General features: G+C 70.2%; 24 protein-coding genes and 1 tRNA gene. 12 read left to right on the top strand and 13 right to left on the bottom strand.

All coding sequences use genetic code 11. The annotated features are described in order from the left end of the window. Positions 1 to 111: 111 nt before the first annotated feature. Positions 112 to 183: transfer RNA gene (locus ACBR40_RS21935), tRNA-Arg, on the top strand. Between the two features lie 61 nt (positions 184 to 244). Continuing rightward, entirely contained in the window at positions 245 to 784 is a 540-nt protein-coding gene (locus ACBR40_RS21930; protein WP_371249950.1) for a DUF4262 domain-containing protein, read from the top strand. Positions 785 to 823: 39 nt separating this feature from the next. Here the strand turns inward: ACBR40_RS21930 and ACBR40_RS21925 are convergent, their stop codons facing one another. Next, on the bottom strand, positions 824 to 1,555 hold the full coding sequence (locus ACBR40_RS21925; protein ID WP_371249949.1) for a hypothetical protein: 732 nt from the start codon (positions 1,553 to 1,555) through the stop codon (positions 824 to 826). A gap of 475 nt (positions 1,556 to 2,030) precedes the next feature. Between ACBR40_RS21925 and ACBR40_RS21920 the strand changes: the two genes are divergently transcribed. The 3 genes from ACBR40_RS21920 to ACBR40_RS21910 are packed head-to-tail and all read left to right on the top strand — an operon-like array spanning position 2,031 to position 3,561. Then, a complete protein-coding gene (locus ACBR40_RS21920) occupies positions 2,031 to 2,627 on the top strand; it encodes a TetR/AcrR family transcriptional regulator (protein ID WP_371249948.1) in 597 nt (198 codons plus the stop codon). Beyond that, positions 2,618 to 3,106, top strand: a complete 489-nt coding sequence (locus ACBR40_RS21915; protein ID WP_344209791.1) for a cupin domain-containing protein — start codon at positions 2,618 to 2,620, stop codon at positions 3,104 to 3,106. The genes ACBR40_RS21920 and ACBR40_RS21915 overlap by 10 nt, the downstream gene beginning before the upstream one ends. A 26-nt stretch (positions 3,107 to 3,132) precedes the next feature. Further along, a complete protein-coding gene (locus tag ACBR40_RS21910; RefSeq protein WP_371249947.1) occupies positions 3,133 to 3,561 on the top strand; it encodes a DUF4267 domain-containing protein in 429 nt (142 codons plus the stop codon). A gap of 551 nt (positions 3,562 to 4,112) precedes the next feature. On the opposite strand, the gene ACBR40_RS21905 is transcribed toward ACBR40_RS21910, so the two are convergent. Then, entirely contained in the window at positions 4,113 to 4,886 is a 774-nt protein-coding gene (locus tag ACBR40_RS21905; RefSeq protein WP_344209795.1) for a helix-turn-helix transcriptional regulator, read from the bottom strand. 111 nt (positions 4,887 to 4,997) lie between these two features. Between ACBR40_RS21905 and ACBR40_RS21900 the strand changes: the two genes are divergently transcribed. Together ACBR40_RS21900 and ACBR40_RS21895 are read left to right on the top strand one after the other, a co-directional pair. After that, positions 4,998 to 6,854 carry a hypothetical protein gene (locus tag ACBR40_RS21900; RefSeq protein ID WP_371249946.1) on the top strand — a complete coding sequence of 619 codons (1,857 nt, stop codon included), beginning with the start codon at positions 4,998 to 5,000 and terminating at the stop codon, positions 6,852 to 6,854. 5 nt (positions 6,855 to 6,859) lie between these two features. Further along, the gene (locus tag ACBR40_RS21895) at positions 6,860 to 8,569 is read left to right on the top strand and encodes a hypothetical protein (RefSeq protein WP_371249945.1); all 1,710 of its coding nucleotides are present in this window, start codon (positions 6,860 to 6,862) and stop codon (positions 8,567 to 8,569) included. Between the two features lie 64 nt (positions 8,570 to 8,633). On the opposite strand, the gene ACBR40_RS21890 is transcribed toward ACBR40_RS21895, so the two are convergent. Then, positions 8,634 to 9,746: a winged helix DNA-binding domain-containing protein gene (locus ACBR40_RS21890; RefSeq protein ID WP_371249944.1), complete on the bottom strand. Its 1,113-nt coding sequence runs from the start codon at positions 9,744 to 9,746 to the stop codon at positions 8,634 to 8,636. Between the two features lie 43 nt (positions 9,747 to 9,789). Then, positions 9,790 to 10,527 carry a glyoxalase gene (locus ACBR40_RS21885; protein ID WP_371249943.1) on the bottom strand — a complete coding sequence of 246 codons (738 nt, stop codon included), beginning with the start codon at positions 10,525 to 10,527 and terminating at the stop codon, positions 9,790 to 9,792. 200 nt (positions 10,528 to 10,727) lie between these two features. Here ACBR40_RS21885 and ACBR40_RS21880 point away from each other — a divergent pair, with 200 nt between their 5' ends. Beyond that, positions 10,728 to 11,597, top strand: coding sequence for a helix-turn-helix transcriptional regulator (locus ACBR40_RS21880; RefSeq protein ID WP_344209806.1), 870 nt, complete (start codon positions 10,728 to 10,730; stop codon positions 11,595 to 11,597). A 15-nt stretch (positions 11,598 to 11,612) separates the two neighbouring features. Here the strand turns inward: ACBR40_RS21880 and ACBR40_RS21875 are convergent, their stop codons facing one another. Then, a complete protein-coding gene (locus tag ACBR40_RS21875) occupies positions 11,613 to 11,912 on the bottom strand; it encodes an Atu4866 domain-containing protein (protein WP_371249942.1) in 300 nt (99 codons plus the stop codon). Between the two features lie 161 nt (positions 11,913 to 12,073). Between ACBR40_RS21875 and ACBR40_RS21870 the strand changes: the two genes are divergently transcribed. The 3 genes from ACBR40_RS21870 to ACBR40_RS21860 all read left to right on the top strand — a co-directional run bounded on the left by ACBR40_RS21870 (position 12,074) and on the right by ACBR40_RS21860 (position 14,765). Next, complete coding sequence (locus tag ACBR40_RS21870; protein ID WP_371249941.1) at positions 12,074 to 12,823, top strand: Atu4866 domain-containing protein; 750 nt, start codon at positions 12,074 to 12,076, stop codon at positions 12,821 to 12,823. A 59-nt stretch (positions 12,824 to 12,882) separates the two neighbouring features. Continuing rightward, on the top strand, positions 12,883 to 14,256 hold the full coding sequence (locus ACBR40_RS21865) for an amidohydrolase family protein (protein ID WP_371249940.1): 1,374 nt from the start codon (positions 12,883 to 12,885) through the stop codon (positions 14,254 to 14,256). An 89-nt stretch (positions 14,257 to 14,345) separates the two neighbouring features. Next, the gene (locus ACBR40_RS21860; protein ID WP_371249939.1) at positions 14,346 to 14,765 is read left to right on the top strand and encodes an ArsI/CadI family heavy metal resistance metalloenzyme; all 420 of its coding nucleotides are present in this window, start codon (positions 14,346 to 14,348) and stop codon (positions 14,763 to 14,765) included. A 13-nt stretch (positions 14,766 to 14,778) separates the two neighbouring features. Here ACBR40_RS21860 and ACBR40_RS21855 read toward each other — a convergent pair whose 3' ends face one another. The 4 genes from ACBR40_RS21855 to ACBR40_RS21840 all read right to left on the bottom strand — a co-directional run bounded on the left by ACBR40_RS21855 (position 14,779) and on the right by ACBR40_RS21840 (position 19,320). Continuing rightward, positions 14,779 to 16,575 carry a hypothetical protein gene (locus ACBR40_RS21855; RefSeq protein ID WP_371249938.1) on the bottom strand — a complete coding sequence of 599 codons (1,797 nt, stop codon included), beginning with the start codon at positions 16,573 to 16,575 and terminating at the stop codon, positions 14,779 to 14,781. Positions 16,576 to 16,699: 124 nt separating this feature from the next. Continuing rightward, entirely contained in the window at positions 16,700 to 16,936 is a 237-nt protein-coding gene (locus tag ACBR40_RS21850; RefSeq protein ID WP_344209818.1) for a hypothetical protein, read from the bottom strand. Between the two features lie 695 nt (positions 16,937 to 17,631). Next, positions 17,632 to 18,177: a GNAT family N-acetyltransferase gene (locus ACBR40_RS21845; RefSeq protein WP_371249937.1), complete on the bottom strand. Its 546-nt coding sequence runs from the start codon at positions 18,175 to 18,177 to the stop codon at positions 17,632 to 17,634. Positions 18,178 to 18,186: 9 nt separating this feature from the next. Continuing rightward, positions 18,187 to 19,320 (bottom strand): FAD-dependent oxidoreductase, encoded by a 1,134-nt coding sequence (locus tag ACBR40_RS21840; protein ID WP_371249936.1) that lies wholly within the window; start codon positions 19,318 to 19,320, stop codon positions 18,187 to 18,189. A 123-nt stretch (positions 19,321 to 19,443) separates the two neighbouring features. Here ACBR40_RS21840 and ACBR40_RS21835 point away from each other — a divergent pair, with 123 nt between their 5' ends. Beyond that, on the top strand, positions 19,444 to 20,046 hold the full coding sequence (locus ACBR40_RS21835) for a TetR/AcrR family transcriptional regulator (protein WP_371249935.1): 603 nt from the start codon (positions 19,444 to 19,446) through the stop codon (positions 20,044 to 20,046). On the opposite strand, the gene narI is transcribed toward ACBR40_RS21835, so the two are convergent. The 4 genes from narI to ACBR40_RS21815 are packed head-to-tail and all read right to left on the bottom strand — an operon-like array spanning position 20,019 to position 26,543. Continuing rightward, entirely contained in the window at positions 20,019 to 20,699 is a 681-nt protein-coding gene (narI, locus tag ACBR40_RS21830; protein ID WP_371249934.1) for a respiratory nitrate reductase subunit gamma, read from the bottom strand. The two genes, ACBR40_RS21835 and narI, sit on opposite strands and share 28 nt — an antisense overlap. Continuing rightward, positions 20,696 to 21,331 (bottom strand): nitrate reductase molybdenum cofactor assembly chaperone, encoded by a 636-nt coding sequence (gene narJ / locus ACBR40_RS21825; RefSeq protein ID WP_371249933.1) that lies wholly within the window; start codon positions 21,329 to 21,331, stop codon positions 20,696 to 20,698. The genes narI and narJ overlap by 4 nt, the downstream gene beginning before the upstream one ends. Next, positions 21,328 to 22,878, bottom strand: coding sequence for a nitrate reductase subunit beta (gene narH, locus ACBR40_RS21820; RefSeq protein WP_371249932.1), 1,551 nt, complete (start codon positions 22,876 to 22,878; stop codon positions 21,328 to 21,330). The genes narJ and narH overlap by 4 nt, the downstream gene beginning before the upstream one ends. Then, a complete protein-coding gene (locus tag ACBR40_RS21815) occupies positions 22,878 to 26,543 on the bottom strand; it encodes a nitrate reductase subunit alpha (protein WP_371249931.1) in 3,666 nt (1,221 codons plus the stop codon). The genes narH and ACBR40_RS21815 overlap by 1 nt, the downstream gene beginning before the upstream one ends. Between the last annotated feature and the right edge of the window lie 25 nt (positions 26,544 to 26,568).

The raw sequence follows: 26,568 nt of genomic DNA, 5'->3' as shown, positions 1-26,568 counted from the left end.
GCCAAGCTAACTCCTGAGGCGGCACCCGCGCGGGGTTTCGCGGGATGTGTTCGACGAGCGTTATCTGGTGCAGACCAGTCCCCGGATGCTGGTAGCCTTTTCCCTTGTTGAGCCCCCTTAGCTCAGGGGATAGAGCACCGGCCTCCGGAGCCGGGTGCGCAGGTTCGAATCCTGCAGGGGGCACTCACGATCTCTCCAAGGACCTGCGGAAACGCAGGTCCTTTTTGTCGATACGCTCACGCCTGTGCCTGTCGATCTGAACGCATGCCACTGCGTCCTCTGCGACGCCCAAGGCGACCTGGACCGTCGCACTCAGGCCACGATCGAGAAGGTTCAGGAGCACGGCTGGCAAGTCGTGATGATCCCCCCTGGCGAGCACGGGCCGGGCTGGGCCTTCACCATCGGGCTGTGGCACAACTACCGTTCGCCCGAGTTGGCCATGTTCGGCCTGGACATCTACGACATGCAGACCTGCCTCAACGCCCTCGGCGAGAAGGCGGTCGCGGGCCTGGCGCTGGAGGCCGAGCAGGAATGGCCCGACATCATCGACCGCTACCCTGTCGCTCTCAAAGCCGTCGACTATCACTGGTACCGGGCCTTCTTCGGCACGGCCATCGGGTTCTACCGACGGCCGCCCTTCCCGTTTCTCCAGGTCGTCTGGCCCGGCCGGGACGGCACTTTCCCCTGGCACCCAGATGCTGACGACCGCTACCGCGACTACCAGCCGCACCTGTGGTTGAGGCCCGACGAACACTCTCCCGGCATCTGGACACAAAACCTGTGAAGGCCGGTACCCCTGCGCCTGTGGCGTGCCCGAAGTCGTTCAGAAGAACGGGTGCCGGTATCGGCGGTCCCCCACCTGGTCATAGACGGTGCGTAACCACGGCTGACGAACCTCCGGCAGGCGCGCCAATGTCCTGAGGAACATCTCCCAATCGGGCCGGAACGGCCTCCACGGCAACAACGGCGGCGGATCATCGCGGCGGACGCCGTCACGCATCCCACTCGCCGCCGGGGCGAGCCGCCGATCGTCGTGGAAGGCCATGTACATCCACACGTCGGCGGCCAGCGGCACCACCGCCCGCGCATCGACCGGCCACACCTCACCCGTCTGGGGATGCTGCGGCACCAGTGCTATGTCCGTGATCGCGGCGGGCAGGCCAGGTCCGGCCAAGGCCACCTCGCGTGTCGGCGGTCCCGGCGGGAGCAGGATGTCGATCGCCTTGCGGAACGTCTCGGCGACCGGCCCGTCGGGGACGGCCACTCGCTTGCCGCCCGACACCGCCAGCAGGTGGGCCAGCGCCACCGCGACGGCCGCCGTCCACACAGGGCTCCACCATCCGGGCTGCTCGACCGGTGGCGTACCCGGATGTTCCTCCCGTAGCGCCTCCCAGCCGACCACCCGACGAGCGGGGCCCTCGACACCGACCTGGCGCACGGCGCGCGGGTCGAGCCACACCACCTGCCAGAACGTGCAGTCGTCGATCCGGGTCCCCACCGCCTGCCCGCATCCCTCACAGGCCAGATTCGGGCCGTCCCGGCCGTCCAGCCCCAAGCAGTAACCGTCGCACCGCTCTGGGATCAGCACGGTTCCGCGAACATCGCCCGGCGCGACTCCCACCCTTCCTGGCGGCCCGTACGACAGGGAGTTCACCGGTGCGTACACTCCGCGGGCCGCCGCTTCGTCCGCACCCACCTCTTCCCACCGTCGCCAAGGCGGTCCGGAAGGTTCCGGGTTCACCGCGTACGTCCCAGGCTCCAGGAGCGCAGGCAGTAACTCATGGCCGAGTTGCTGATCAGCGTGGACGGGGAGCGCGACCCGTGACACCGGCGCCGTCAGCACGCCCCCGCACCCCGCACACGCGAACACGACCATCCACCCTCCCCCACCACAACGACTGGATCATGCTGACTCAGATCCGGTCCTGGAGGAAGCACCAGGCCAATTACGAAACTGGAGTTGCGCAATCCTGAGGCGAGGGGTAGCTTCTTTTTCGCTATCTGAGTTTCGAAAAAGGAGGGGCGGCACAGTGCCTCGAGGACGACCACGCGACACGCAAGTCGACGAGAAAGTGCTGCGGATCGCCGCCGCCCTGCTGCTCGAACGCGGCTACACCGGCCTGTCCATCGACGAGGTGGCCGAGCAGGCAGGAGTGGCCAAGACCACGCTGTACCGCCGCTGGCCGACCAAGGACCACCTGGCCGTCGCGGTGGTGGCACGGCTGCAGGCCGACCATGAGATCACCGAGACCGGCGACATCCGAGCCGACCTCGTCGACAATCTGGAAGAGATCGCCGCCGCGCTCAACCGCATGCGCGCGGCAGGCGGCCGCGAAGGCCCATCCGCGGGGACCGCCGGCGAGCTCGTGGCGGCCGCAGCCAGGCACGAGGACATCGGCAAGCTGGCCCGCCGGCAGTACGCCGAGCGCAACGCCCTCGGGATCGCCCTGATCGAGCGGGCACGCGTGCGCGGCGAGCTGCGCGCCGACCTGGACGCCGAGGTGCTGTTCGACCAGTTGGCCGGCGCCCTCTACTACCGAGTACTGATCACAGGAGCGCCGGTCGACCGGGCCTACATAGAACGGCTCGTGTCCTCCGCGCTCGAAGGGAACCTGACATGTCTCTGATCGTGGAAACCGCCATCGTCCGCGAAGTCGACGCCGAGGCCATCGTCTCGCCCACGGCGACCGGGCGGCTGCTGCTCGACTCCAGCGACACCGGCGGCGCGCTGAGCACCATCCGGATGACGCTCACCGAAGGCGCGGACGGCGCCGTGCCCCACCACCACGCCACCTCCACCGAGCTCTTCTACATCCTGGGCGGCAAGGCCCGCATCCTGTCGGGCGAGCAGATCGTGACCCTGGAACAGGGCGACGTGGCGGCCGTGCCCCCGCTGACGCCCCACGCGTTCGCCGCCGCCCCCGGCCACACCGCCGACCTCCTCATCGTCGTCGCCCCCGGGATCCAGCGCTTCGAGTACTTCCGCCTCCTCGACCGCCTCCGCCGGGGCGAGGCCACACTCGACGAACTGCTCGCCTCCCAGGACCTCTACGACAACCACTTCCTCGACAGCCCCACCTGGACCCGCGACCGCCAGGCATCCTGACCCTCACCCCCTGCAGGAGACTCTTCATGTCCACGAAGCTGCCGTCCCGCGCCGCGATCGGCACCGTCCTCTCGGTGATCGGCGCCCTCTTCATCGCCTACGTCGGGGTGATGTATCTGCTGGCTCCCCAGTCCATGGCGCCCGATTTCGGCCTACCGACCTGGCCGCAGGGTGAGGGCGCGGGATTCCTCGCCGTCAAGGGGATCCGGGATGTGGCGTCCGGCCTGGTGATCGTCGCGGTCGCCCTGACGGGGAACCGCCGTGTCCTGGGCTGGGTCATGCTCGCCACCGCGCTCACCCCGATCTGCGACATGTTCATCGTGCTGTCCTCCGGCGGAGCGCCCGCCACCGCCTTCGGCGTCCACGGCGCCACCGCCCTGGCGGTCCTGGCCGCCGGCGCCCTGCTGCTCACCGGTCCCCGCCCCCAGCCCCAGCCCGCCCCACGTCTCGCATAGCGCCACGGGTCCCCTGTGGCGGCGTACGCGAGCACCAGCCGAGCCAGAACACGTCGCGCTCCGGGCCGATCTCGTCGACCCGGGCCTGCTCGGGAGACATGAACCCGGGAGCGCCGATGACGCGTGCCCCGTCGTCGGCGAGGATCACGTTCCGCCGACTGAGATCCCGGCGGACCAGGCCGCTCCCATGAAACACCGCCAGTCCCGCCCCCAGCACGCGGACCGCCATGGCCGGTCGTGATCACCATTCCGGCGTCACCGGTCGACAACCGGTTCGCGCCACCGGAGGACACGGAGCCGGAACCAAGAAGACCGAGGAGACCGGGCACAGCGTCAGTTCGCTGCAGTTCTGGATGCCGTCGAGCCGCCTCGCAACCTCGTACGCCGCCTCGGACTGATCACAACTCACGCGCTCCTTGTCCGCGCTGAGGCAGTCACCCACCTCGGCGCCGCCTGCGGCCACCCTCCAGCCCGTCGATCAACAAGACTCCACCGGGCTTTCATCACCCTTCATCGTCAATCTCTCCTGCCGCCAGGGCGTGCAGGCGATATCAGCGGGGCTGGGAGGCGGGAAGCAGCCCGAGGGCGAAGCCGCGCAGGACCGCACTGGTCCTGTCGTGAGAGCCGAACTTCCGGTAGATGCTCTCGATGTGCTTGCTGACCGTCCTCGGCGACACGCCAAGCCGCCGGGCGATCGCGGCGGCGATCAGTCCGTCAGCCATCAGGTCGAGCACTCGCAGTTCCCCGGCTGTGAGAGCGATCCCCTCGTCGCCGAAGGGAGCCTCGCCCGCACGGGCCTTCTCGGGAAGGGAGCGCAGCCGCCACGTCAGCCCGTGGATCTGGGCCAGGACCGGTTGAAGCTGCCTGGCCAAGCGGAGCTGCCGGGGGTCGAAGTCGCGGCGCATGAGCGTCAGCACCTTGACTCCCCACGCTCCCGCAGCCAGCGGAACAATGAGGACGTCGGACTTTCCCGAACCGGGAAAAGGCCCTTTCTTGCGCGGGTTCATCAGATCACTGAGGCGCACCGGCGTTTCCCTCGGAGAACGACGATAGACCGCGGTCAGCGGATGGGCGGTGACCAGGTCGTGAAATCCAGTAGCGCCAAGAAGAACAGGGCCTGGAGCGTCCGCCCAGCGGCGGCTCGCCGTGCCCCGGAAATCCACTTCCCCCGCACCGGCGAAATCGGCGTCCATGAGATCGCGCAGCAGCGCGCTGAGCTCGTTTCCGGGAAAGTCCGCACCGGCGCCCCGGAGCACGGCCGCCACGAATAACAGCAGGTGATGTTGGTCGCCGACGGACGACGGCGGAACGGGACCCTCGGTCACCCCTTATCCCACCTCTCACAAACGGTGGTATGCCCCCTTGTCAATGGGGAGTCTTCCCCATGGAGGAGCCACCAGCAACGCAATAACGTCTGTGAACGCCGGCGTCGGTTATTGACGCAGGTAGGCGACGATATCGCCTCCACCGCGAACGGAAAAGACGAGACGACAATGCCTGTACCGGAAGACCCTATTATCGCCGAGAGTATCGCGCACTTCGGAGACCACGGGGACAGAGCCGCATCGATCAAGTACGACGTGCCGCTGCCCGGCTCCTACTCGTTCCAGCGGATCGTGCCGCTGGACATCCCTCAGGACTTCTTCCTTGAGCCGGGGAGGTCGGCGGGCACCTCCCTGTCCTCCCTCGGCGTGGTGGAGGAGGAGGGCCGGATCCGCCGGATCGACGCCGCTCGTCTCCGTGTCCTGTACGACCGCCTGCTGCCCACGGCGGCGCGGCCGTCTCTCCGGATGGCAGTGGAGGTGGCCGACAAGCTCGACCCCGCGCCTCCGGCCGGGGGTCAGCAGGTGATCGCGGGCGAGCAGAAAGCGCGTACCGCAATGCCGGCACTCCTCCAGCGCGACGGCGTCGACCTTCAGCGTCAGCTCCGTGAGACGTACATCGACGGCCTGATCAAGCGGCAGGAGCGGACGATCAACGCGGGCGCCCCCGACACCACGATCCAGATCCCCACCGCGGGCATCGGCCTGAGCGCACGGACGGTCGATTACGACGTCACCCAGGCCGGCCGGCCCCGCATCGCCCTCGTGGAAACCTGGCAACTGTCGATGTTCCTCGGCGACTACGGGCTCGGCCGCACGCTTCAGACCTTCACGCTGCTGCCGGGCGAGCGGACCACGATCACCGTCCAGACGTGGCGGACCGACTCCGTCGCCCGTGAGGACGCGTCCTCGATCTTCGATTCCTCCGACACGGCCGCCCAGACACGCTTCACCTCATCCCTCATGGCGCAGTCTGGATCGGCTTTCCAGGACCAGGGCGGTTGGGCGGTCTCGGTGGGCACCAAAGCCTCCGCGTCGGGGAGCATCGGCTTGGTGAGCGCGTCCGCGTCCGTGGAGGGGGCCTTCTCCGCGAACCACCAGGAGGCGCGGCAGGAGTTCTCGACCAGCGTGCGCAACAGCAGTCAGGAGCACGCCGCCCAGGTCAACACCAGCAGGAACCAGGCCGTACAGTCCAACTCGAAGGCGCAGAGCGAGGAAGGCTCCTCGCAGACGACGGTCCGCGAGATCGCGAACACCAACCTCCGGCGCGTGCTGAACTTCGTCTTCCGCGAGCTCAATCAGACGTACGAGACCGTCACCAGCCTGAAGAACGTGCAGGTCGCGTTCTTCAACGGCAACCCCGGGTCCACCGAGATCGTGCCGCTGGCCGCGCTCCGCCGGCTGCTCACGCGGTATGTGGCTCCGGAGAAGCGGGACGAGGTCGCCCGGCTGATCCTGGGAATGGCCATCGATTGTGTCGACCATACGGGCACTTCGCAGAGGATGCTGCAGATGGGCATCAGGAAGGGCGGCGTCTATGAGTGGGACACTTTCGCCGAACCCGACGGCGAGGGAAAGCTGAAACTGGAAGGCTCGCCTCTGGACGAGCGCTACAGCTGGCGCATCAAGCCCGAGCCGATCGGTCAGGAGGGCCAGGCGCACAAGGTCAGCGGCGTCGTCACCGCGCGGGACACCATCGTGCTGCGAACCGACAACATCGTCGCGGAGGCGCTGCTCGGCCAGGCCGACGCCCTGGACACCTACGCCTCCGCGCTGCAATCCCTCGACCTGCGCTCGCGCGAGGCCGACATCGAGTGGCGCCGAGCGGAGACGCGCCGCACCACCGAGGCCCTCGACCTGGTCAGTCAGCGTCCGGAGGCGGAGCGGGTCGACGCGTTCGACAAGATCCTCGGGGACAAGCCCGACATCGAGGTCGTGCCAGTCGCCGCGGCCGGGAACGGCAAGGGCTGACCGACATGGCGGCCGACGAGGCGGGCTACACCGGAGTCGTCCACTCCGACTACTACGCCGGCTACAGCACAGCCGAGGGATACACCGGCGTGGTGCATGGCACCACGGCATCCGGCTACACGGGCACCGCGCCCGCGCCGGTCACCTCCCGTCGCAGCTCTGGCGGCGCTCGCCCGTCGGCCACGGCCTCCCCCTACGACGAGGTCGTGGCCGAGGCCGATCGGGTGGGGGACGACGCCGGCGCGACCGGCCCGGCGATCGACCCCGGCGAGGCGCGGCAGGCGGAGGAATCCCCGTCACCTCCTCCTCTGCCGCCCGACGACCGCCGGGTGACGTTGTTGAACGAGCTGGCACGTGATCTGGTGAGCCTCGAACGACAAATCCGGCTGTCCCCTGACCCCGAGCCGCCCAATGCCGCGCTCGATCGAGCGCGGCGGGTCCTGGGGGAGCCGTACACCATCATCGGGAGCAACCCGCTGGTCGACCTGCTGGGAGAGGGCGCCGAGCACCTCAACCGGCAGATCGGCGAGGCGATCGCCCAGACCAAGCCCGGCGACCTGGGCGTGGCGTACCTGCAGGGTGTGCTGCAGGAGACGCTGTCCACCCTGGTGGGAGCGGGGGCGGCCATGGGCCAAGCCATGATCGACCCGAGCTCTTTCGCCCTTCGGTCCGCGTCGGACCTTGTCAACGCGATCCGTGAGCACATGGCGCAGGGAGAGGCGTTCTGGGAGGCCGTCAACTCCGTGCTGAACCCGATGACCCGCGTGCTGAACAACGCGTGGGAAGCCAACGAGACCGCGGGCCGCGCCCTGGAGGCTGCTCGTACGGGCGATCGGGACCGGGCGGTGGAGCTGGCCCGCGAGGCGGGGCGCGGCGCGGCGCGTGCGGGCCTCGCCGTAGCCGACACCGTGACCACGGCGACGGACGCGGTGAGCACGGGCCGGAGTTTCCTCAGGCATCGCAGGACCGGCCGGTCACCGGCGCTCGGAACCTCGCCTCCACCGCCCAGATCAGAAGGCTCGTACGAGTTCTCTCCCCGCTCGGCGGCCCATGCCGATCCGCTGACCAGTACGCTCCGGACCCATCCGATACATGCGCAGGTGCCCCTTCTCGACCCCGCCGAGGTCCGGGTGAAGCGGCGGCTGCGTGAAGGGCTTCTGAAGACGCAGCAGGCCGAAGCGGCACGCGCCCTTGAGAGCCTGCCGATCGAGCGGCGACGGGACCCAAGCCGGCGTCTGCCTCTGGCCAAGGCCATCTACAACTCCTACGAGGAGCTCACCGCGTTGGACCTGCAGGCCGTCTATCCCGAGCGCGGCTACCTCACGCAGGTCGAGCTGGTGTCGGTCGTGACCCCTACAGGGGAGATACCCACCCGACGCATCAACGCGTCCGTTGACGTGAACCAGCCGGGACGGACACTGGACATCCTGGAGTTACGCCCAGACAGGAAGTTCGGCGACTACGAGTTGAAGACCGTGGAATCGCTCAAGAACTCCTATCCCGCCCGTGGAGCAGAGGTCTCCGCGTTCAAGAAGAGCAGCCGGCTGAGCAAGCAGATCAGCAAGACCAAGGCGGTCTTCGAACAGGCCCGGACCGATGGGGGCCGCGTCAGAGTGCGCGGACGAACTCTAGACGGTGCCACTGTCGAACTCCTGCTCGACCCGGACGGTTTCCTGGGGACGACGCCCATGTCCTACCGGCAACTCCCCCAGTAGCCGGCTGGAATCAGGATCGCTCGGAAGGTGTGGCCGGGCCGACACTGCCCAAGCGGGCGACGGGTCACGGCCAGCGCACCTCCGGGGTGCGTTCCACGAACTGCGCGTACGGCTCGAACGCCCGCTCGACCTCCGCCCGGTCGCCTCCGTGGAGTGGTGTGAGCGGCTGCACGGCGATCCGTACCGCGCTCTTCGTGAGGGTGCGTTTCCAGGTGGCCACGACCCGGCCGGCGCGCACGACGGTGGACTGGAAGATCCCGTTGCCACCCGGGATGATGGCCGCCTTGTGCTCGTCGGCGACCATGAGCGAGCGGTCCTTGTAGCCCAGCAGGTATTCGTCGAACCCCGGCAGCACGAGGACCTCGTCGTCGCCGGTCGGGAGCGGGGCGGCGTCGAGGAGCGCGGCGTCGAGGTACGTCTCCACCCCGTCGACAGTCACCCGGGCCAGCGCGTCGCCGGCCACGGCGATGCCGCGTCTGGCGTCGGCCGCGGTCAGGCCGGTCCAGCCCGCGAAATCCTGCCGGGTGGCCGGTCCACGGCCGCGGAAGTAACGCAGGGCGATGGTGCCCAGCGCCTCGTCGCGCTCCGGCCGGTGCGGGTCGGGGACCCACTCGTCGAGCAGCACGAAGCTCTGCTCGTTGCCGATGTTGGGGGCGATGCAGAGCAGGCCGCGCTGGCTGGCGTACCACAGCAGGTGGTAGCCGCGCTGGCCGCCGGTGTCGATGCCCTTGTCGGCCAGCACGGCCAGGCACTCCGACCGGGTCAGCCGCCCGCCGCCGGTCAGGGCCGCGCCCAGCACCTCCATGGCCTGAACGGCGGTCTCCTCCGAGAGGCCGAGCTGTTCGCGCCGCCTCGCCGCGCCGTTCAGCACCCGGACGCCCATCAGTTCGACCATCCAGCGGGCGTCGCGGGGCGGGACGAAATGGATGGTGCCGCGCATCGGCCAGGTGCGCAGCGCCTCACGCCGCTCCAGCGCGGCGGTGACATCGGCGGCGGTGTGTCCGGGCAGTCGCACGCCGAACGACCACAGGCCGCTGGCCAGGTCTTGCGCCTGCATCGCCCCGAGCCACGTCACCACCTCAGCCACGCCCTTCGCCCGGCCGGCGCCGCCGGGCGACGCCCGGAGCAGCAGGCTGGACATCCGCAAACCGAGCACCTGTCGGGGGGTGAGTTCCACCGGCCAACCGTATCCTTCGCCGCCGACAATTCCGCCGAGGTGATCAACCGACCTGGGGAAGCCACTCCTGAAGTCCGGCGAGATGCCCGAGTTCCGACTCGACGCGCTGCCTGTCGGCGACGGTGAGCTCCAGACCGCGCAGATCAGCGAGCCAGGGATCGGTGGGCTCGCCGAGAACGGTGGCCAAGTCGATGAGGTGGCACAGGGCGATGGCCCGCTCGACCGCCGAGGCGTTCGCGTGGTGTCTGCGCATCGCGGACTTGAGCGCGCGGAATGCCTGCAGGTCGTCGTTCTTGAACTCGCGCAGGATCCGGGCGTTGTCGAGCGCCTTGGCCAGGCCTGTCAGTTTCTTCGAGCCGCCGTACTCCAACTCGGCGGGCTCGTCACGCTGGATGAAGAGGATCGAGTTCCCGGACGGATCGACCAGGGTGAACCGGGACGCGCCGGGCCGGTATCGGGTGATCCTCGGAAGGCCGGAGGCGAGCACCTTCCCGTAGACGCGGCGCATCGCGGCGACGAACGCCGCGTGGTACGGCGCCACGGCGTCGACCATGACCAGGCAGCTGCCCGACTCCTCCCGCGCCGGATCCAGGCCCTTGGGCGCCGGGCCGAAGTGCAGCTGGAATCCGCTCCACTGCAGCGCCAGATACACGTAGGGCTTGCTCTGTTTGTAGGTCGCCTCGAACCCCAGCGCCTCATAGAACGCCAGGGTCTCCTCCAGTGACGCGCACGGCATCAACGGCACCGTCGTCTCGTTCGGCCGAACCTCGGGTTCGCTCACGTCGTTCTCCTTCCGGGTCGCCCGGCGATGTTTGCACCCTTTGGAGAGACTCGCCTATGGATCGTTCCAACCAAGCCCGCAAGCGGCCCTCAAGCGCAGACGGCGCAGGAGAACGCGGCCAAGGGATCGGAAGCGCCCAACAACGCTTGCAACACCAGCACTGTTACCGGCGCAGGCATCACCCCCATTAGGTTGGGGTCATGAGCGGCAGCACTCCCTTGGGTGACTTCCTCAGAGCGCGACGCGAAGCCCTCAAACCGCAGGACGTGGGCCTGCCGGAGTACGGGCGCAGGCGGGTGCCGGGGCTGCGCCGCGAGGAGGTCGCCATGCTCGCGGGCGTGAGCTCCGACTACTACATGCGCCTCGAACAGGGCCGGGAGACCAGCCCGTCGCCCCAGGTGATCGACGCGATCGCCGCCGCGCTCCACCTCGGCGGCGAGGCGCACGACCACCTGCGCAGGCTCGCCGGGGCGCGTCAGGAGCGTCGCGGCATCCCCGCCGGTCACGACCGGATCAGCCCCCAGCTTCGGCGGCTGATCGACGGCTGGCCCGACAATCCCGCCTTCATCCTGGGGCCGGCTCTCGACATCCTGGCGCACAACGCGCTCGCCGCGGCCCTGCACAGCGGGTTCCAGAGGTTCGACAACCTGGCCCGCATGGTCTTCCTGGACCCGGCCGGGCACGCCTTCTACCGGGACTGGGACAAGGCCGCGAGCTCGTGTACGGCCGAACTGCGGGCGGCCTACGGGCACGACCCCGATTCGCCCCGTATCGCCGAGGTGGTCGGCACGCTCGGCGCGAAGAGCCCCGAGTTCGCCGAGCTGTGGGCGCGGCACGAGGTGAAGGGCAAGACCCAGCAGGCGAAGCACCTCGCGCATCCCGAGGTCGGCGCTCTGGAGATCGAGTTCTCGGCGTTCACCGTCAACGACGCCCCGCATCAGCAGTTGGTCGTCTACCAGGCCGAGCCGGCGAGCGCCACCGCGGCCGCCTTCGCGGAGCTCCGGGCGCGCGCCGGCCGAGGGGAGACCGTACAGGTGATGCAGGCGGCGAGCCACCCGTCCTGGGACTGAGCTGCCCTGGCGTCGTCAGCCGCGTGGCCCGACGCCTCCCGGCCGCACGCGTGGGTCGCCCTCGCGGTACAGCACGAGGTGCTCGTGGAAGAGAACGCCGTCGCGGACGTCCCCGGTGGCGGTGAAGCCGGTGTCGTCGACGTAGTCGATGTGGTCGCCGGTGACGGTGTAGCGGCCGGTATAGGCGCTCTGCCGATTCCCTCGGGCCTCGTCGTAACGGCCGTCCGGCAGCAGTTCCTGGCGGATGTAGCCGTCCGCGGTCACCCACATTCCGACGTACGGGTGGGGATCGCGGGGCGTGTCGTCGCTGGTCATGGCTCCATGGTCGGCCCGGCGGCCAGCCGGCGGCCAGGCCGCCGTGTCCCCAGGTACGGGCTTCCTGGGTGCGGCGCACCTAGGGAAGCGGCGGCCTGGTAACGACGCCGCGGCACGACGAACCTGATGGTCACACACCTATGAGCCCCGTGAGGAGCACCATGACCATCACCGGCACGGCGAGCTGGAACCCGAAGGCCCTCGACGAGATCGTCGCGAACGACGGCGGCCGTCCCGTCCTGTTCACCAACGCCCGGATCATGACGATGAACCCGCTGATCGGGACCATGACCGGCGCCGACATCCTGTTCGTCGGTTCCCTGATCGTGGGGGTCGGCCCCGGCATCGTCACCGCGGCGGAGGACGACAACGCCATCGTCGTGGACTGCACGGGCATGACCGTCGTCCCGGCCGTCGTGGACGCCGTCGCGCTGGCCGGCGGACGCGGCAGCCGTTCGGAGTACGTCGCGACGCTGACCCCGGGCAACACCGCCGATTTCCTGGTGGTGCCCGACGCGCTCGCCCCCGATGTGCCGAGCGCGATCGCCGTCCTCGGGTCCCGGCCGGAACAGGTCCGCGCGCTGGTCGCGGCCGGTCGGCCCGTCCTGTGGGCCGGCACCGACGCCCCCGGCCGGGCCACCGCCCCCGAAACGGGCATCCCGGCCGCGCCGGACCTGACCGGCAGCCCGCGGGTCGGCGTCTGGGTCGACCGCAAGGGCTTCCTGCACCAGGAGCTCGCCGCCGACGGCCGCTACGACGAGACCCGGGGCGGCCGGCCGCATGCCTACCAGGGCCGGTTCTGGATCGACGGCGACCGCATCGACTACCTGGACGACCTCGGTTTCTGGGCCTATGGGGAGTTCAGGGGCGACGAGCTGCACCACGCGGGCTACATCATGACGCTGAGCTGACCCGCGCCGGCAACCCAACACCGCCCTCTCCCCACGTACGCACAAAACAAGGACATTTCATGAACGTCAACGCCACCGTCCTCGAACAACTCCTGCGCCGCCCCGCGAGCGAGCGGCGCATCCTGTTCACCGGCGCGACCATCGTCACCATGGACCCCGACCTCGGCGTCATCGACCAGGGCGACCTCCTCGTCGAGGGCGACACCATCGCCGCCGTCGGCCCCCACCTCAGCGCCGACGACGCGGTGGTCATGGACGCCACCGGCGCCATCCTCAGCCCCGGCTTCGTCGACACCCACCGGCACGCCTGGGAGGCTCAGCTACGCCGGATCATGCCGGACGTCGACGACCTCGGCGGCTATGTCATGTCCACGCTGGCCGGTTACGCCCCGGTCTACCGGCCGGAGGACATGTACGTCGGCACGAGACTGGCCGCGCTGACCGCGATCGACAGCGGCATCACGACCATGCTCGATTTCTCCCACAACTCCCGCACCCGGGAGCACTCGGACGCCGCCATCGAGGCCCTGCGCGACACCGGCATCCGCGGCGTACACGCCTCCATGGGGCCGCACTTCGGCGACTGGGACCGGCAGTGGCCGGGTGATCTGGCACGCATCAGGGACCAGTACTTCAGCGGCGACGACCAGTTGCTGACCCTGCGCCTGGCGGCGCTCGCCACCGACGAGATCGCCGGACCCGCGCTCGCCTACGGTCGCGAGCTCGCCCGCGTCGCGCGGGACCTGGGCATCGGAGTGAGCGTGGACGCCGTCTTCGGCACGTCCTCCTCCGAGGCGGTCCTGCGCTGGGCCGAGGACGGCATCCTCGGCCCCGGCGTCACCCTCATCCACGCCACCGGACTGACCCCCGAGGCGTGGAAGGCGATGGGCGAGACCGGGGCCACCGTGGCGCTCGCCCCCACCTCCGACGCCCAGATCGGCCTGGAGACCGCGATCCCCGCCGTCGACGAGGCCCTGTCGGTCGGCATCCGCCCCGGGCTGAGCATCGACGTCGAGGTCGCCCTGGCCAGCGACATGTTCACGCAGATGCGGGCCCTGCACGCCATCCAGCGGATGCGCGCCGTCAACGCCGCCTACGGCACCGGCCGGGAGCCCCGCCGCATCACCACCCGCGACGTCCTGGACTTCGCCACTCTCCAGGGCGCCCGTACGAACGGCCTGGCCGCCGTCACCGGCTCGCTCACCCCGGGCAAGAAGGCCGACCTGCTGGTCATCCAGGCCGAGGACCTCAACAACATGCCGCTCAACGACCCGATCGGCACCGTCGTGCTGGGCTCCGACGCCCGCAACATCAGCGCCGTCCTCATCGACGGCGAGCCCCGCAAGTGGAACGGCCACGTCCTCGACGTGGACCTGCCCGCCCTGCGCCGCGAGGTCCACGCCTCGCGCGAGTACATACTGAACCCTGCTTAGATGCTTCTCTAATTTGACATGTACCTAAGTAGTAGCGCAGACTCGGGGCTGATTAGACATCCGTCGAAACCATGAGAGCGGAGATCGCCATGTCTCGCGTCCAGCTCGCCCTGCGCGTCGCCGACCTGGAAGGCTCGATCGCCTTCTACTCCAAGCTGTTCGGCACCGAGCCGGCCAAGCGTCGCCCCGGCTACGCCAACTTCGCCATCGCCGAGCCGCCGCTCAAGCTGGTGCTCATCGAGGGAGAGGAGGGGGAGGCCACCCGCCTGGATCACCTCGGCGTGGAGGTCGAGGACACCGCCCTGGTCAACGCCGCCACCCAGCGGCTCAAGGACGCCGGTCTGGCCACCTTCGAGGAGAACGACACCTCCTGCTGTTACGCCCTCCAGGACAAGGTCTGGGTCCACGGCCCGGGAGCGGAGCCATGGGAGGTGTACGTGGTCAAGGGCGACGCCGACACCCTGACCAAGGAGACCGGCTCGGCGTGCTGCGACCCGGCCACCGCATAGCGGACCGGACGCCTCAGGGCCGGGCCGGCGGCCCGGTCACCGCCGCGGGCCCGGCCTTCGCAACGTGCCGCCACGCCACCCAGTTCCCCGCGTCGTTGACGTTGCTGGTCACCGGCCGCCAACCGGGAGGCGCGGCGGGCCAGGTCCGCTCGATGTCCGTGCCCGCCGTCCAGGGGACCACGACCAGCGTCACCCGTGGGTCCAGCCAATCGGCGCGGTACAGGTCCATCGGGACGAGCTTGGTCGGCACCTGGAACGCCTGCGACACCCAGATCCGCCAGTGCAGGCCCGGGTAGTACACCCCTACCCGATCGTCCGGACGCAGCCCCGCGGGCCGCAGATCGGTGGCGAACGCCAGGATGCGTCCCCAGGGCGCGGACACCTTCGCGACGGTCACGCCCGCGATCGCCAACTCGGCCGCGACACAGCTCACGGCGAGGACGATCAGCCACGGCCTCCGGCGCGCCCGGCCGGCCGCCAGGACCGCGAGGCCGATGACGGCCACCGTGGTCAGGGTGGCCCGGTCGAGGCTCAACGAGTCCCAGTTCGCGGTGATGAAGGAGATCTCGACGAAGTCGAACACGCCGAAGAAGTCCCGGTACAGCCGCTCGCCCGCGTGCAGGTGAACGACCGCTCCCGCCACGAGGGTCAACCCGGCCGCCGCGAGCCCCGCCCGGGCCGCGACCTCCTTCCTGACGTGGGTCAGTACGACCAGTCCCACGATGAAGAGCGCCGGCGCGAGGCACGCGAGATATCTGCCGTAGGCGAGGTTGGCGACGGAGTCCTCGCTCGGCAGGGCCGCCGACGTGGCGAGGGCCACGCCAGCGACGGCCGCCACCGTCGCGGCCGCGAGCAGGCGATCCTGCGGCCGGGCGGCGCGACGCAGTGCGACGGCGGTCAACGCCAGCAGGCCGACAGCGGTCACCCCGAACGTGGCGACGCTCACGTGCCAGAGCTGGCCGGTCGCCACCGACAGGGTCCAGGCCAGGCCGTCCCAACTGGCGAGCCGGTCGGACAGCCATTCTCCGAGAGGGGCGACGCCGCCCGGATAGATCCGCCGCTGCAGCCAGGCGTTGAGCAGCCACCCCGCGCCCGCGCCCGCCACCGTGACGGCGGCCATCGCCGGCACGTCACCGCGCGCGGGTCGAAGGCGCCGTACGGCGACGACGGCGAGCAGGCCCAGATGGACCAGCAGGAGGATGATCCCCCGGCTGTGCGTGCCGAAGCCGAAGGCGATCAACGCGCCGGCCGCCAGTCCGTGGAGTCTCCCGCCACCCGCCAACCATCGGTGCAGGAGAAGCAGCCAGCCGAGGACGAGCACCGGCAGAACGGCGTCCGTGAGGACGAACTGCGAGTAGTACACCGCCGAGGGAAGGAGCGCGGTCGCGTGGGCGAGGAGGTACGCCTTGCCGCGCGGCAGGTCCATGCGGCGGAACGCGACGTAGGCGAGCAGCAGGAGCCCTGCCCCGACGAGCGCGTTGATGCCGATCGCCAGGCGGTAGACGATCTGGGGGTCGTCGCTGAACCAGTACGCGGGCGCGATGAGCAGCGGATACCCACCCTGGTAGAAGGTCCGCCCGGACATGTCGCTGCCGGCTCCCCCGGACAGGAGCCGCGCTGCCAGGAGGTAGCCGGACTCGTCGGGAATCAGCAGCGGGACGGCGTGCTGGATGCCGAGCAGGACGCGGAGCACGACATGGGCCAGCCAGCCGAGCAGGAGCGCGGCCGGCCACAGCCGCAGGCGGGTGAACCGTCCCCTGTCATCGGGGACGAGGGAGCGCGCCGGGGTGACGGCGGTGGTTGAGGCCACGGTGATCCTTAACGACAGATCGGTTCTCTGGGCAGTCCCGCTCGCCTCGACGCGCGAAGACCTGCACGTGGACGCCGCGCTCGAGTGCCGAGCGCGGCGTCCGTTTGCCTGTTCGCGCGCCGGTTCAGTTGTTCGGCGGCGTGTTGTTGGCGAAGGCGGTGCAGTTGCCGGGCCAGGTATAGGTGCCCGTGACCACGCAGGCCGTCTGGTAGATGTTCCCCGTGGCGGTGAGGATGGAGATGTGCACGTCGTTGCTCGGCGGAGTCCCCTGGTCCACGATCGTGGCGGCCACGACCCTCTGACCCGTCGGAACGAGCGACGTCAGGTTCTGCCAGGGCGGGTTCTTGCTGGAGTCCCGCACCAGGAGGCTGCCGCTGGTCGAGACGTACAGCGTGAAGTACTTGTTGTTGGACTGCGCGCTGTCCAGGGACTGGGACGGCCCTGGCGCTCCGGCAGGTCCGCCCGGCCCCGTCGGCCCGGTCGCCCCTGGGAGGCCGGCAGGCCCTCTCGGCCCCGTCGGCCCCGTCGCCCCACGAGGGCCGGTAGGCCCTGCCGGCCCGCCGGGGCACTTCATGCAACGACTGCGGGTGCAGCACGAGTGGCACCCCTGGGAAAGACACCCGCCAGGGAGTGACTGGGACTGCGTGACGGAGTCGGGCCGGGGATCTGCAGGGCGGGTCGAAGCGGCGTTGCCCGTCCCTGGTGAGTCCACCGCGTAGGCAGACATGTTCCCGCTGAACAGCGGGAAAGCGAGAGCCAGGGACGCTGCGGCGAACAGCGCCCCGCCCAGGCGACCACGACGGAGTCGCATTTTGCTTTGTGGCATTCTGTTTCCGTATATGTATGGGATTGCGATAATCCATTCCGTTTGCCGCCATACCTGTGCGGCTTGCACGGAATACCCACACGCGTCACCACGGAATCCGCCAATCCCCTCATCAATCTACAAAAGCGTTACAAGACAGAGATTCGACAGTATTTATCCTCGATGCACCACATGCCCCATTTTCACGAAAGGTGCACTTTGGCGTACAGGAGACGGAGGTGCTCACGCCTCTACCTCGGGTCGAGTACGCGCGTCATCCAGATCGTGTCGCCATGTTCGGCGTCCTCGGTGATGCGGCCGCTTCGGCGGAATCCGAGCTTCTCGAGGACGCGGAACGAGGGTGCGTTCCATTCCCGCACGGTCGCCCAGAGTCGTCGGCGTCCTGTTCGAGTCGCGGCTTCCATGACCGCGCGGGCGGCTTCCGTCGCGTAACCATGGCCGTGAGCTCGTTGTGCCAGCTCGTACGCGATCTCAGGTTCGTCGAAGGACCCCTGGCCGGCGGTCAAGCCGCAATAGCCGATGAACTCACCGGTGGCTCGCAGCTCGACAGGCAGCAACCCGAGCCCCGGATCCGCCAACAGGGGATTGTCGGAGAGCCAGCCGCGAATGTCCTCGACCGTCGGGTGGCCCTCGGCGTCGATCCGCCGTGCCGGCGGTACTCGTGGATCCCGCTCAAGCCACAACCCGCGGTAGTCCTCGGCGTCCGACGGCACCCACCGCCGCAACCGCAGCCGCTCGGTCACCAGTTCCGCCGGCAGATCCTCGTAGACGCCCACCCGAGCAACCTAGCCCAGTGCGGCGGTGGCGAAGTCGGGCAGCTCGGTGGACAGCAGCCCTTCGGCGGCGCCGTCGAGGAGCCGGGCCGTTTCCGTGGAGCGGGGCAGCATGGTCTTCTCGTAGGCGTGGGTCGCCTCGGCGACGGTGTCGTGGCGGGCGAGGGCGAGGGCCAGTTCGCAGGCGTCCAGCAGGGCGAGGTTGACGCCGACGCCGAGCGGGGGCATGAGGTGGGCGGCGTCGCCGAGCAGGGTCACCGTCGGGTTGTGCTCCCAGACGTGCGGGACGGGCAGGGCGAAGATGGGGCGGTCGACGTACGCGCCGTCGTTGTCGGCGATCAGCCGGCGCAGGCGGGGCGACCAGTCGCGGTAGCGCTCCAGGAGGAGGGCGCGGATGTCGTCGGTGGCCTCGGGGGTGAGGCCGCCGGCGGTGATCCAGTCGGCCGGGACGCGCTGGATGATGTAGACGCGGATGTGGTCGCCGCCGTTGCGCTGGGCGAACAGGCCGCGTTCGCCGTCGGCCGCGGCGGCTCCGCCCTGGCCGACGAGTTCGGCGACGTCGGGGTGCCGGGTCTCGACGTCGTGGAACCAGGCTTCCAGGAAGCTCACCCCGGTGTAGCGGGGGGTGGCCGGGGAGACGGCGCGGCGGACCGTGGACCAGGCGCCGTCGGCGCCGATGACGAGGTCGGCTTCGACGGTGGTGCCGTCGGTGAAGTGCAATTGCCGGGGTCCTTCGGCGGGGCCGGTGACGGCCCGCAGGGTGTGGCCCCAGCGCACGGTGCCGGGCTGAAGCGAGTCGAGCAGCAGGCCGCGCAGCAGGCCGCGGTCGATCTCCGGTTTGAACCGTTCGTCCTGGTCGGGGACGTGGTGGAAGAGCATCGTGCCGGCCGGGTCCAGCTGGCGCATCTCCTGGCCCTCCGGCCGGGCCAGCCGGAAGAACTCGTCGAGGAGGCCGGCTTCGCGTAGGGCGATCTGGCCGTTGTCGGCGTGCAGGTCGAGGGTGCCGCCCTGGTCGCGGGCGGCGGGGCCGGCGTCGCGGTCGTGGACGGTGGCGGCGATGCCGTGCCGCTGGAGGATGCGGGCGCAGGTCAGGCCGCCGGGGCCGGCTCCGATGATGGCGATGCGGGGTGCCCGAGTGGTGTTCATGGTGGTGCTCCGTTCGTTCCGAAGGTGGCGGTGTCGCGGCCGCACCACAGAAAAGCACACCAACTCAATAAGTGCAACAGTTCAACTTTTGAAGTCGTACCACCGAGTTGGTAGGGTGCGGGCATGTCTCACCCGACGATGGGGCGCCGCGAGCGCAAGAAGGCCGCCACCCGGCAGGCCATCGCCGACGCCGCGCTGCACCTGTTCCTGGAGCGCGGATACGACGAGGTCGGCATCCGCGAGATCGCGGACGCCGCCGACGTGTCCACCACCACGCTGTTCAAGCACTTCCCGGTGAAGGAAGCCCTCGTCTTCGACGAGGACTCCGGCCAGGAGGCGCGGCTGCTCGCCGCCGTACGCGAGCGGCCCGAGGGACAGTCCATCCCGGCCGCGTTGCGCGAGCACGCCCTGACCACCCGGGTGGCCGCCGGTGAAGGCGGCGACGCCCGTTTCGCCGCCTTCACCGATCTGGTGACCAGGACGCCCGCGCTGCGGGACTACGCCCAGAACATGTGGCTACGCCACGCCGCCGCGCTCGCCCGGGTCATCGCGGAGGAGAGCGGCCTCGCCACGGACGACCCTGTTTGCGGCGCCCTGGCCCACTTCGCCCTCGAAGCGCCCCGCGCGGCCTACACCCACGAGAATCCCCGCGAGGCCATCGTCCGGGCCTTCGACCTCCTGGAGCACGGCTGGAGCCGTCAGCTCAGCGGCACGCGCCGGCGGTAGACGACGTACGGCCGCCACAGGTACGCGACGGGCGCCGACCAGACGTGGACGAGCCGGGTGAACGGCCAGATCGCGGCGAGCAGCCAGGCCGACAGGGCATGCAGCTGGAAGACCGGCGGCACGTCGGCCATCAGGGAGGGGTCGGGGCGGAGGGTGAGGACGCCGCGGAACCAGACGGCGATCGTGGCGCGGTAGTCGTAGCCGCCGCCGAACAGGTTCGCGCCGATGGTCGCGCTCATGCCGAGCAGGATCACCACGGCGAGGACGGCGAACAGCACCTTGTCGGCGCGGGTGGTCGTCCGGCGCACCCGCGGGCTGGTGAAGCGGCGGGCCAGCAGCAGCGCCAGGCCCGCGACCACCATGAGCCCGGCCACGGTGCCGGCGACCACCGACACCAGGTGGTAGAGGTGCTCGTCGATCCCGACGGCCGCGGTCCACGACTTGGGGACGAGCAGGCCGAGCACGTGCCCGCCGATCGCGGCGAACGCGCCGAGGTGGAACAGCGGCGAGCCGAGCCGCAGCAGCCGGCTCTCCAGCACCTGCGTGGTGCGCGTCGTCCAGCCGAACTGGTCGACCCGCCAGCGCCAGACGTGCCCGACGACGAACACCGTCAGCGCGACGTAGGGGACGACGACCCAGAGCGCGACGTTCACGGTCTGACCTCCAGTTCGGTGAGCGGCGGGCCGTACGGCGCCAGCCCGACCTCCTCGGCGGGCGGCCCCACCAGGGCGAGGTCGGCGACGGCGGACTGCTCGGCCGCCGACAGCTCCGGCAGCTCGCCGCAGAGCGCGTCGAGGACGAGCGCGTACGGCGAGCCACCCTCGTGCAGCGCGGTACGGATGAGCTCCAGGCCCTTGCGGTGCTGCCGGAGCGGGGCCTCGCCGGTGGCCGGGCCGGCCAGGGCGGCGAACTCGCAGACGACCGGCAGGAAGTCGGGCAGCTCCCCCTCCGGGGGGGTGAGCCCGGCGACCCGGTAACGCTGCTTGAGCGTGAGCAGGGCCATGCCGCGGCGGCGGGTGTCGCCGTGCAGGTAGTAGGTGAGGTAGAGGCTCGACCTGCGGCGCAGGTCGAAGGTCTGGACGTAGTGGCGGGCCAGTTCCATCGGCGGCTGGTCGCCGAACCAGGCCACGAAGGCGGTCAGCGACGTGCGGGCCCTCGATTCCGGCAGGGCGCGTACCGCCTCGGCCAGCTCGTCGCGGGCGGCGAGCAGGGCGGGGTCGGGGTACTGGAGCAGGAGGGAGACCAGCCGGAGCAGGGTCGCGCGCTGCCGGGGGACGTGGTTCATGCCGGGCCTCCCTTGCCGACGAAGAGCTTCAGGCCCAGTCGGCCGTCGCCGCGCCGGCCGGTGACGCCGGTGGGGTGGAAGTCGCTCATGCCGGGCCCGCCGTCGCCGTCGAGGCTGCACCCGCCGGCCTGCGCGGACAGGGCGGCGGCGTCCTCGCGGTGGGCGGCCGGCACGACGTAGCGCTCGTCGTACTTGGCGATGGCGAGCAGCCGGTACATGTCCTCCATGTCGGCGGCCGTCATCCCGGCCGACTCCAGCAGGTCCGTGGCGACGGTGCCGTCGATGGTGCGGGCCCGCATGTACGCCCGCATCGCCGACAGCTTCATCAGCACCCCGGCCACCACCTCGGTGTCGCCCGCCGAGAACAGGCTCGCCAGGTACTCCAGCGGGATGCGCAGGTCGGTGATCGCGTGGAAGACGTTGTCGGGGTCGTCGGCGTCCGCGCCCACGCCGGTGACGGCGTCGAGGACGGGCGAGAGCGGCGGGATGTACCAGACCATCGGCAGCGTCCGGTACTCCGGGTGCAACGGCAGCGCGACCCGGTACCGCATGGCCAGCCGGTAGATCGGCGAGCGCCGCGCGGCCTCGATCCAGTCCTCGCTGATGCCACCGGCGCGGGCGGCGGCGGCCACGGCGGGATCCTCGGGGTCGAGGAAGACCCGGCGCTGCGCCTCCAGCAGGTCGCGTGGGTCGGCGACGCGGGCGGCGTCGAGCACGGCGTCGGCGTCGTACAGGATGAGGCCGAGGTAGCGCAGCCGGCCGACGCAGGTCTCGGCGCACACGGTCGGCTGGCCGGCCTCGATGCGGGGGAAGCAGAAGGTGCACTTCTCGGCCTTGCCGGTCCTGTGGTTGACGTACACCTTCTTGTACGGGCAGGACGAGACGCACATGCGCCAGCCACGACACCGCTCCTGGTCCACGAGGACGATGCCGTCCTCCTCGCGCTTGTACATGGCGCCGGACGGGCAGGCGGCGACGCAGGCCGGGTTGAGGCAGTGCTCGCAGATGCGCGGCAGGTGGAACATGAAGGTCTTGTCGAACTCCATCGCCACCTTCTCCGCCATGGCCACGAGGTTGGGGTCGGCCGTGGCGTGCTCGGGGGCGCCGCCGAGGTCGTCCTCCCAGTTCGCGCCCCAGGTGATGGCCATGTCCCGGCCGGTGATGGCGGACTTGGGGCGGATGACCGGGGTGTGGGGGCCGGCGGGGGCGTTGATGAGGGTGTCGTAGTCGTAGGTGGCCGGCTCGTAGTAGTCGTCCAGGGCGGGCAGGTCGGGGTTGGAGAACAGGTTGAGCAGGCGCTTGACCCGGCCGCCCGCGCGCAGCTTGAGCCGGCCGCGCCCGTCGAGCTGCCAGCCGCCGTGCCAGCGTTCCTGGTCCTCGTAGCGTTTGGGGTAGCCGACGCCGGGCTTGGTCTCGACGTTGTTGAACCAGACGTACTCGACGCCGTCCCGGTTGGTCCAGGTCTGCTTGCAGGTGACCGAGCAGGTGTGGCAGCCGATGCACTTGTCCAGGTTCATGACCATCGCGACCTGTGCCATGACGCGCATCAGTACGTCACCTCCTGGCCCCGGCGGCGGATCACCGTGATCTCGTCACGCTGGTTGCCGGTGGGCCCGTAGTAGTTGAAGGCGTAGGTGAACTGCGCGTACCCGCCGATGAGGTGGCTGGGCTTGAGCAGCAGCCGGGTGAGGGAGTTGTGCACGCCGCCGCGCCGGCCCGACCTCTCGGTCAGGGGGACGTTCACGTTGCGGTCCTTGGCGTGGTACATGTACACGGTCCCGGCGGGCATGCGGTGCGAGACGACGGCCCGCGCCACGACCACGCCGTTGCGGTTGTACGCCTCGATCCAGTCGTTGTCGGCCACGCCGATCCTGGCGGCGTCCTCGACGCTCATCCAGATCGTCGGCCCGCCGCGCGACAGCGCCAGCATGTAGGCGTTGTCCTGGTACTCCGAGTGGATGGACCACTTCGAGTGCGGCGTCAGGTAGCGCACGGTGACCTCGGCCCCGTCCCGGCCGTCGCCCTGCTCGCCGTAGTGGCGGCGCATGTTGAGCGGCGGCCGGTAGGCGGGCAGCTGCTCCCCCAGCTCGATCATCCAGTCGTGGTCGAGGAAGAACTGCTGGCGGCCGGTCAGCGTGTGCCAGGGTTTGTCGCGTTCGACGTTGATGACGAAGGCGGAGTAGCGGCGTCCGCCGGTCTCCGACCCGGACCATTCCGGCGAGGTGATGACGGGCTGCGGCCTGGACCGGGTGTCGGCGAACGTGATCCGCTTGCCCTCGTGCTCGGCGGCCAGGTCGGCGAGCCGGGTGCCGGTGCGCCGCTCCAGCGTCTCGAAGCCCTGCGTGGACAGGCGGCCGTTGGTGGTGCCGGACAGCGCGAGGATGGCCTCGCACATGCGGTCGGCCGTGGCCAGGGAGACGCGGCCCTCGGGGGTCGTGCCGTTCCTGGCGCGCAGGTCGTCCAGCTCGGGCCCGACCCGGTAGGTGACGCCCTTGGTGGTCAGGCCCAGCTCGGCGAAGAGCGGCCCGATGCCGCGCATCCGCGCGCCGACGGCGGCGTAGTCGCGCTCGATCGTGACGATCTTCGGCATGGTCTTCCCCGGGATCGGCTCGCACTCGCCGTGCTTCCAGTCGCGTACGCGGCCGCCGGGCTGCGCCAGCTCGTCCGGCGTGTCGTGGGCGAGCGGGACGGCGAGGACGTCGGTCCGCCTCCCGAGGTGGCGGGCGGCCAGCTCGGAGAAGGCGTCGGCGAGGCCGAGGAAGACGTCGTAGTCGGCGCGGGTCTGCCACGGCGGGGCGATGGCCGGGTTGAACGCGTGGACGAACGGGTGCATGTCGGTCGAGGACAGGTCGTGCTTCTCGTACCAGGTGGCGGCCGGCAGCACGACGTCGGCGAACAGCGCCGTGGACGTCATGCGGAAGTCGATCGTGGTCAGCAGATCGAGCTTGCCCTCGGTGGCCTCCTCCCGCCAGCGCACCTCGGTGGGGTGGACGCCTTCCCGGTTGCGGGTCTCGGCGTCCGCGCCGAGCAGGTGCCGCAGGAAGTACTCGTTGCCCTTGCCGGACGAGCCCAGCAGGTTGGCCCGCCAGACGGTGAGCACCCGCGGGAAGTTCGCCGGGTCGCCCGGGTCCTCGGCGGCGAACCGCAGCCGGCCCGACCTGAGCTCGTCCACCACGTGCTCGGCTGCGCCGACGCCCTTCGCGGCGGCCTCGTCGGCGAGCGTGAGCGGGTTCCTGTTGAACGTCGGGTGCGACGGCAGCCAGCCCAGCCGGGCCGCCTGGGCGTTGCAGTCGGCGAACGAGCGCCCCGCGAACAGGCCGTCCCCGAGCGGGCTGGACAGCTCGTCGGCCTGGATCTGCTCGTAGCGCCACTGGTCGGTGGCGAGGTACCAGAACGCCGTCCCCGCCATGTGCCGGGTCGGCCGTTGCCAGTCGAAGGCGAAGGCCAGGTGCTGGAAGCCGGTGATCGGGCGGACCTTCTCCTGGCCGACGTAGTGGCCCCAGCCGCCGCCGTTGACGCCCTGGCAGCCGGTCAGCAGCACCAGCGTCAGGAAGGCGCGGTAGATCTGGTCGGAGTGGAACCAGTGGTTGGTGCCCGCGCCCATCGCGATCATCGACCGGCCCTCGGTGACCTCGGCGTTGCGGGCGAACTCCCGGCCGATCCTGGCGATCGTCGCCGCGGGGACCGAGGTGATCTCCTCCGCCCAGGCCGGCGTGTACGGCTGCGCCGCGTCCTCGTAGCCCCGCGGCCACTGGCCGGGCAGGTCGCCGCGCGGCACGCCGTACTGGGCCATGAGCAGGTCGAACACCGTGGTGACGAGCCTGCCGCCCACCTCGGTCGCGGGCACGCCGCGGCGCATGACCGAGCCGCCCTCGGTGGCGCCCTCGTCGAAGCGCGGCAAGTCGACCTCGACGGCGCGGCCGGCGCGGCCGAGCAGGGTCAGGGCGGGGGTGACGCCGGCCAGGTCGAGGTTCCAGCGGCCCGCGCCCTCCTCGCCCCAGCGGAAGCCGAGCGAGCCGTTCGGGACGCGCGGCTCGCCCGTCTCCTCGTCCAGGAAGACGGTCTTGAACGCAGGGTTCTCGCCTTCGTCGCCCCCGTCGTCGAGCAGGTCGGCGGCGGTCAGGAAGCGGCGCGGCACGTAGGCGCCGCCGCGCGGCTCCAGCGTCACCAGGAACGGCAGGTCGGTGTATTTGCGTACGTAGTCGGTGAAGTACGGGACCTGCCGCTCGCGGAAGAACTCCGTCAGCACCACGTGCCCCATCGCCATCGCGAGCGCGCCGTCCGTGCCCGGATGCGGCGCGAGCCAGTCGTCGGCGAACTTGACGTTGTCGGCGTAGTCGGGGCTGACCGCCACCACCTTGGTGCCCTGGTAGCGGGCCTCGGTCATGAAGTGGGCGTCCGGGGTGCGGGTGACCGGGATGTTGGAGCCCCACATGATCAGGTAACGGGAGTTCCACCAGTCGGCCGCCTCGGGCACGTCCGTCTGGTCGCCCCACACCTGCGGGGAGGCGATCGGCAGGTCGGCGTACCAGTCGTAGAACGACAGCAGCGTGCCGCCGATCATCGACAGGAACCGCGTCCCTGCCGCGAACGACGCCATCGACATCGCCGGGATGGGCGAGAACCCCACCACCCGGTCGGGGCCGTACTCCTTGACCGTGTGCACGTGCGCGGCCGCCATCAGCTCCAGGACCTCGTCCCACTCCGCGCGGACGAATCCGCCCTTGCCGCGGGCCCGCTTGTACGCCCGCGACCGCTCCGGGTCGCCGGTCAGCTCCGCCCACGCCAGCACCGGGTCCCCCAGCCTGGACCTGGCCTCCCGCCACGCCTCCAGCAGCACCCCGCGCACGTACGGGTACCGCACCCGCGACGGCGAATAGGTGTACCAGGAGAACGACGCGCCACGGGGGCAGCCGCGCGGCTCGTACTCGGGGGAATCCGGCCCCACCGACGGATAGTCGGTCGCCTGGTGCTCCCACGTGATGAGGCCGTCCTTGACGAACACCTGCCACGAGCACGATCCCGTGCAGTTCACGCCGTGCGTCGAGCGCACCACCTTGTCGTGCGCCCATCGGTCCCGGTAGAAGCGGTCCCAGCCGCTCGGGTCGACCTGGTGCAGGGTGCGGCCGTCGGCCGACACCTCCGACCTGGTGAAGAACGTACGGGCGGCCAGCAACGGCCCCATCCCGGGAACCGCATCGATGTCGGTCATGGAACCTTCCTCGCCACAGGGGATA

Origin of the sequence: Nonomuraea sp. AD125B, assembly GCF_041402765.1 — a bacterium.
Taxonomy (GTDB): domain Bacteria; phylum Actinomycetota; class Actinomycetes; order Streptosporangiales; family Streptosporangiaceae; genus Nonomuraea; species Nonomuraea bangladeshensis.
Note: the sequence above shows the minus strand (reverse complement) of the source record. Positions and strands in the feature narration are given on the sequence as shown.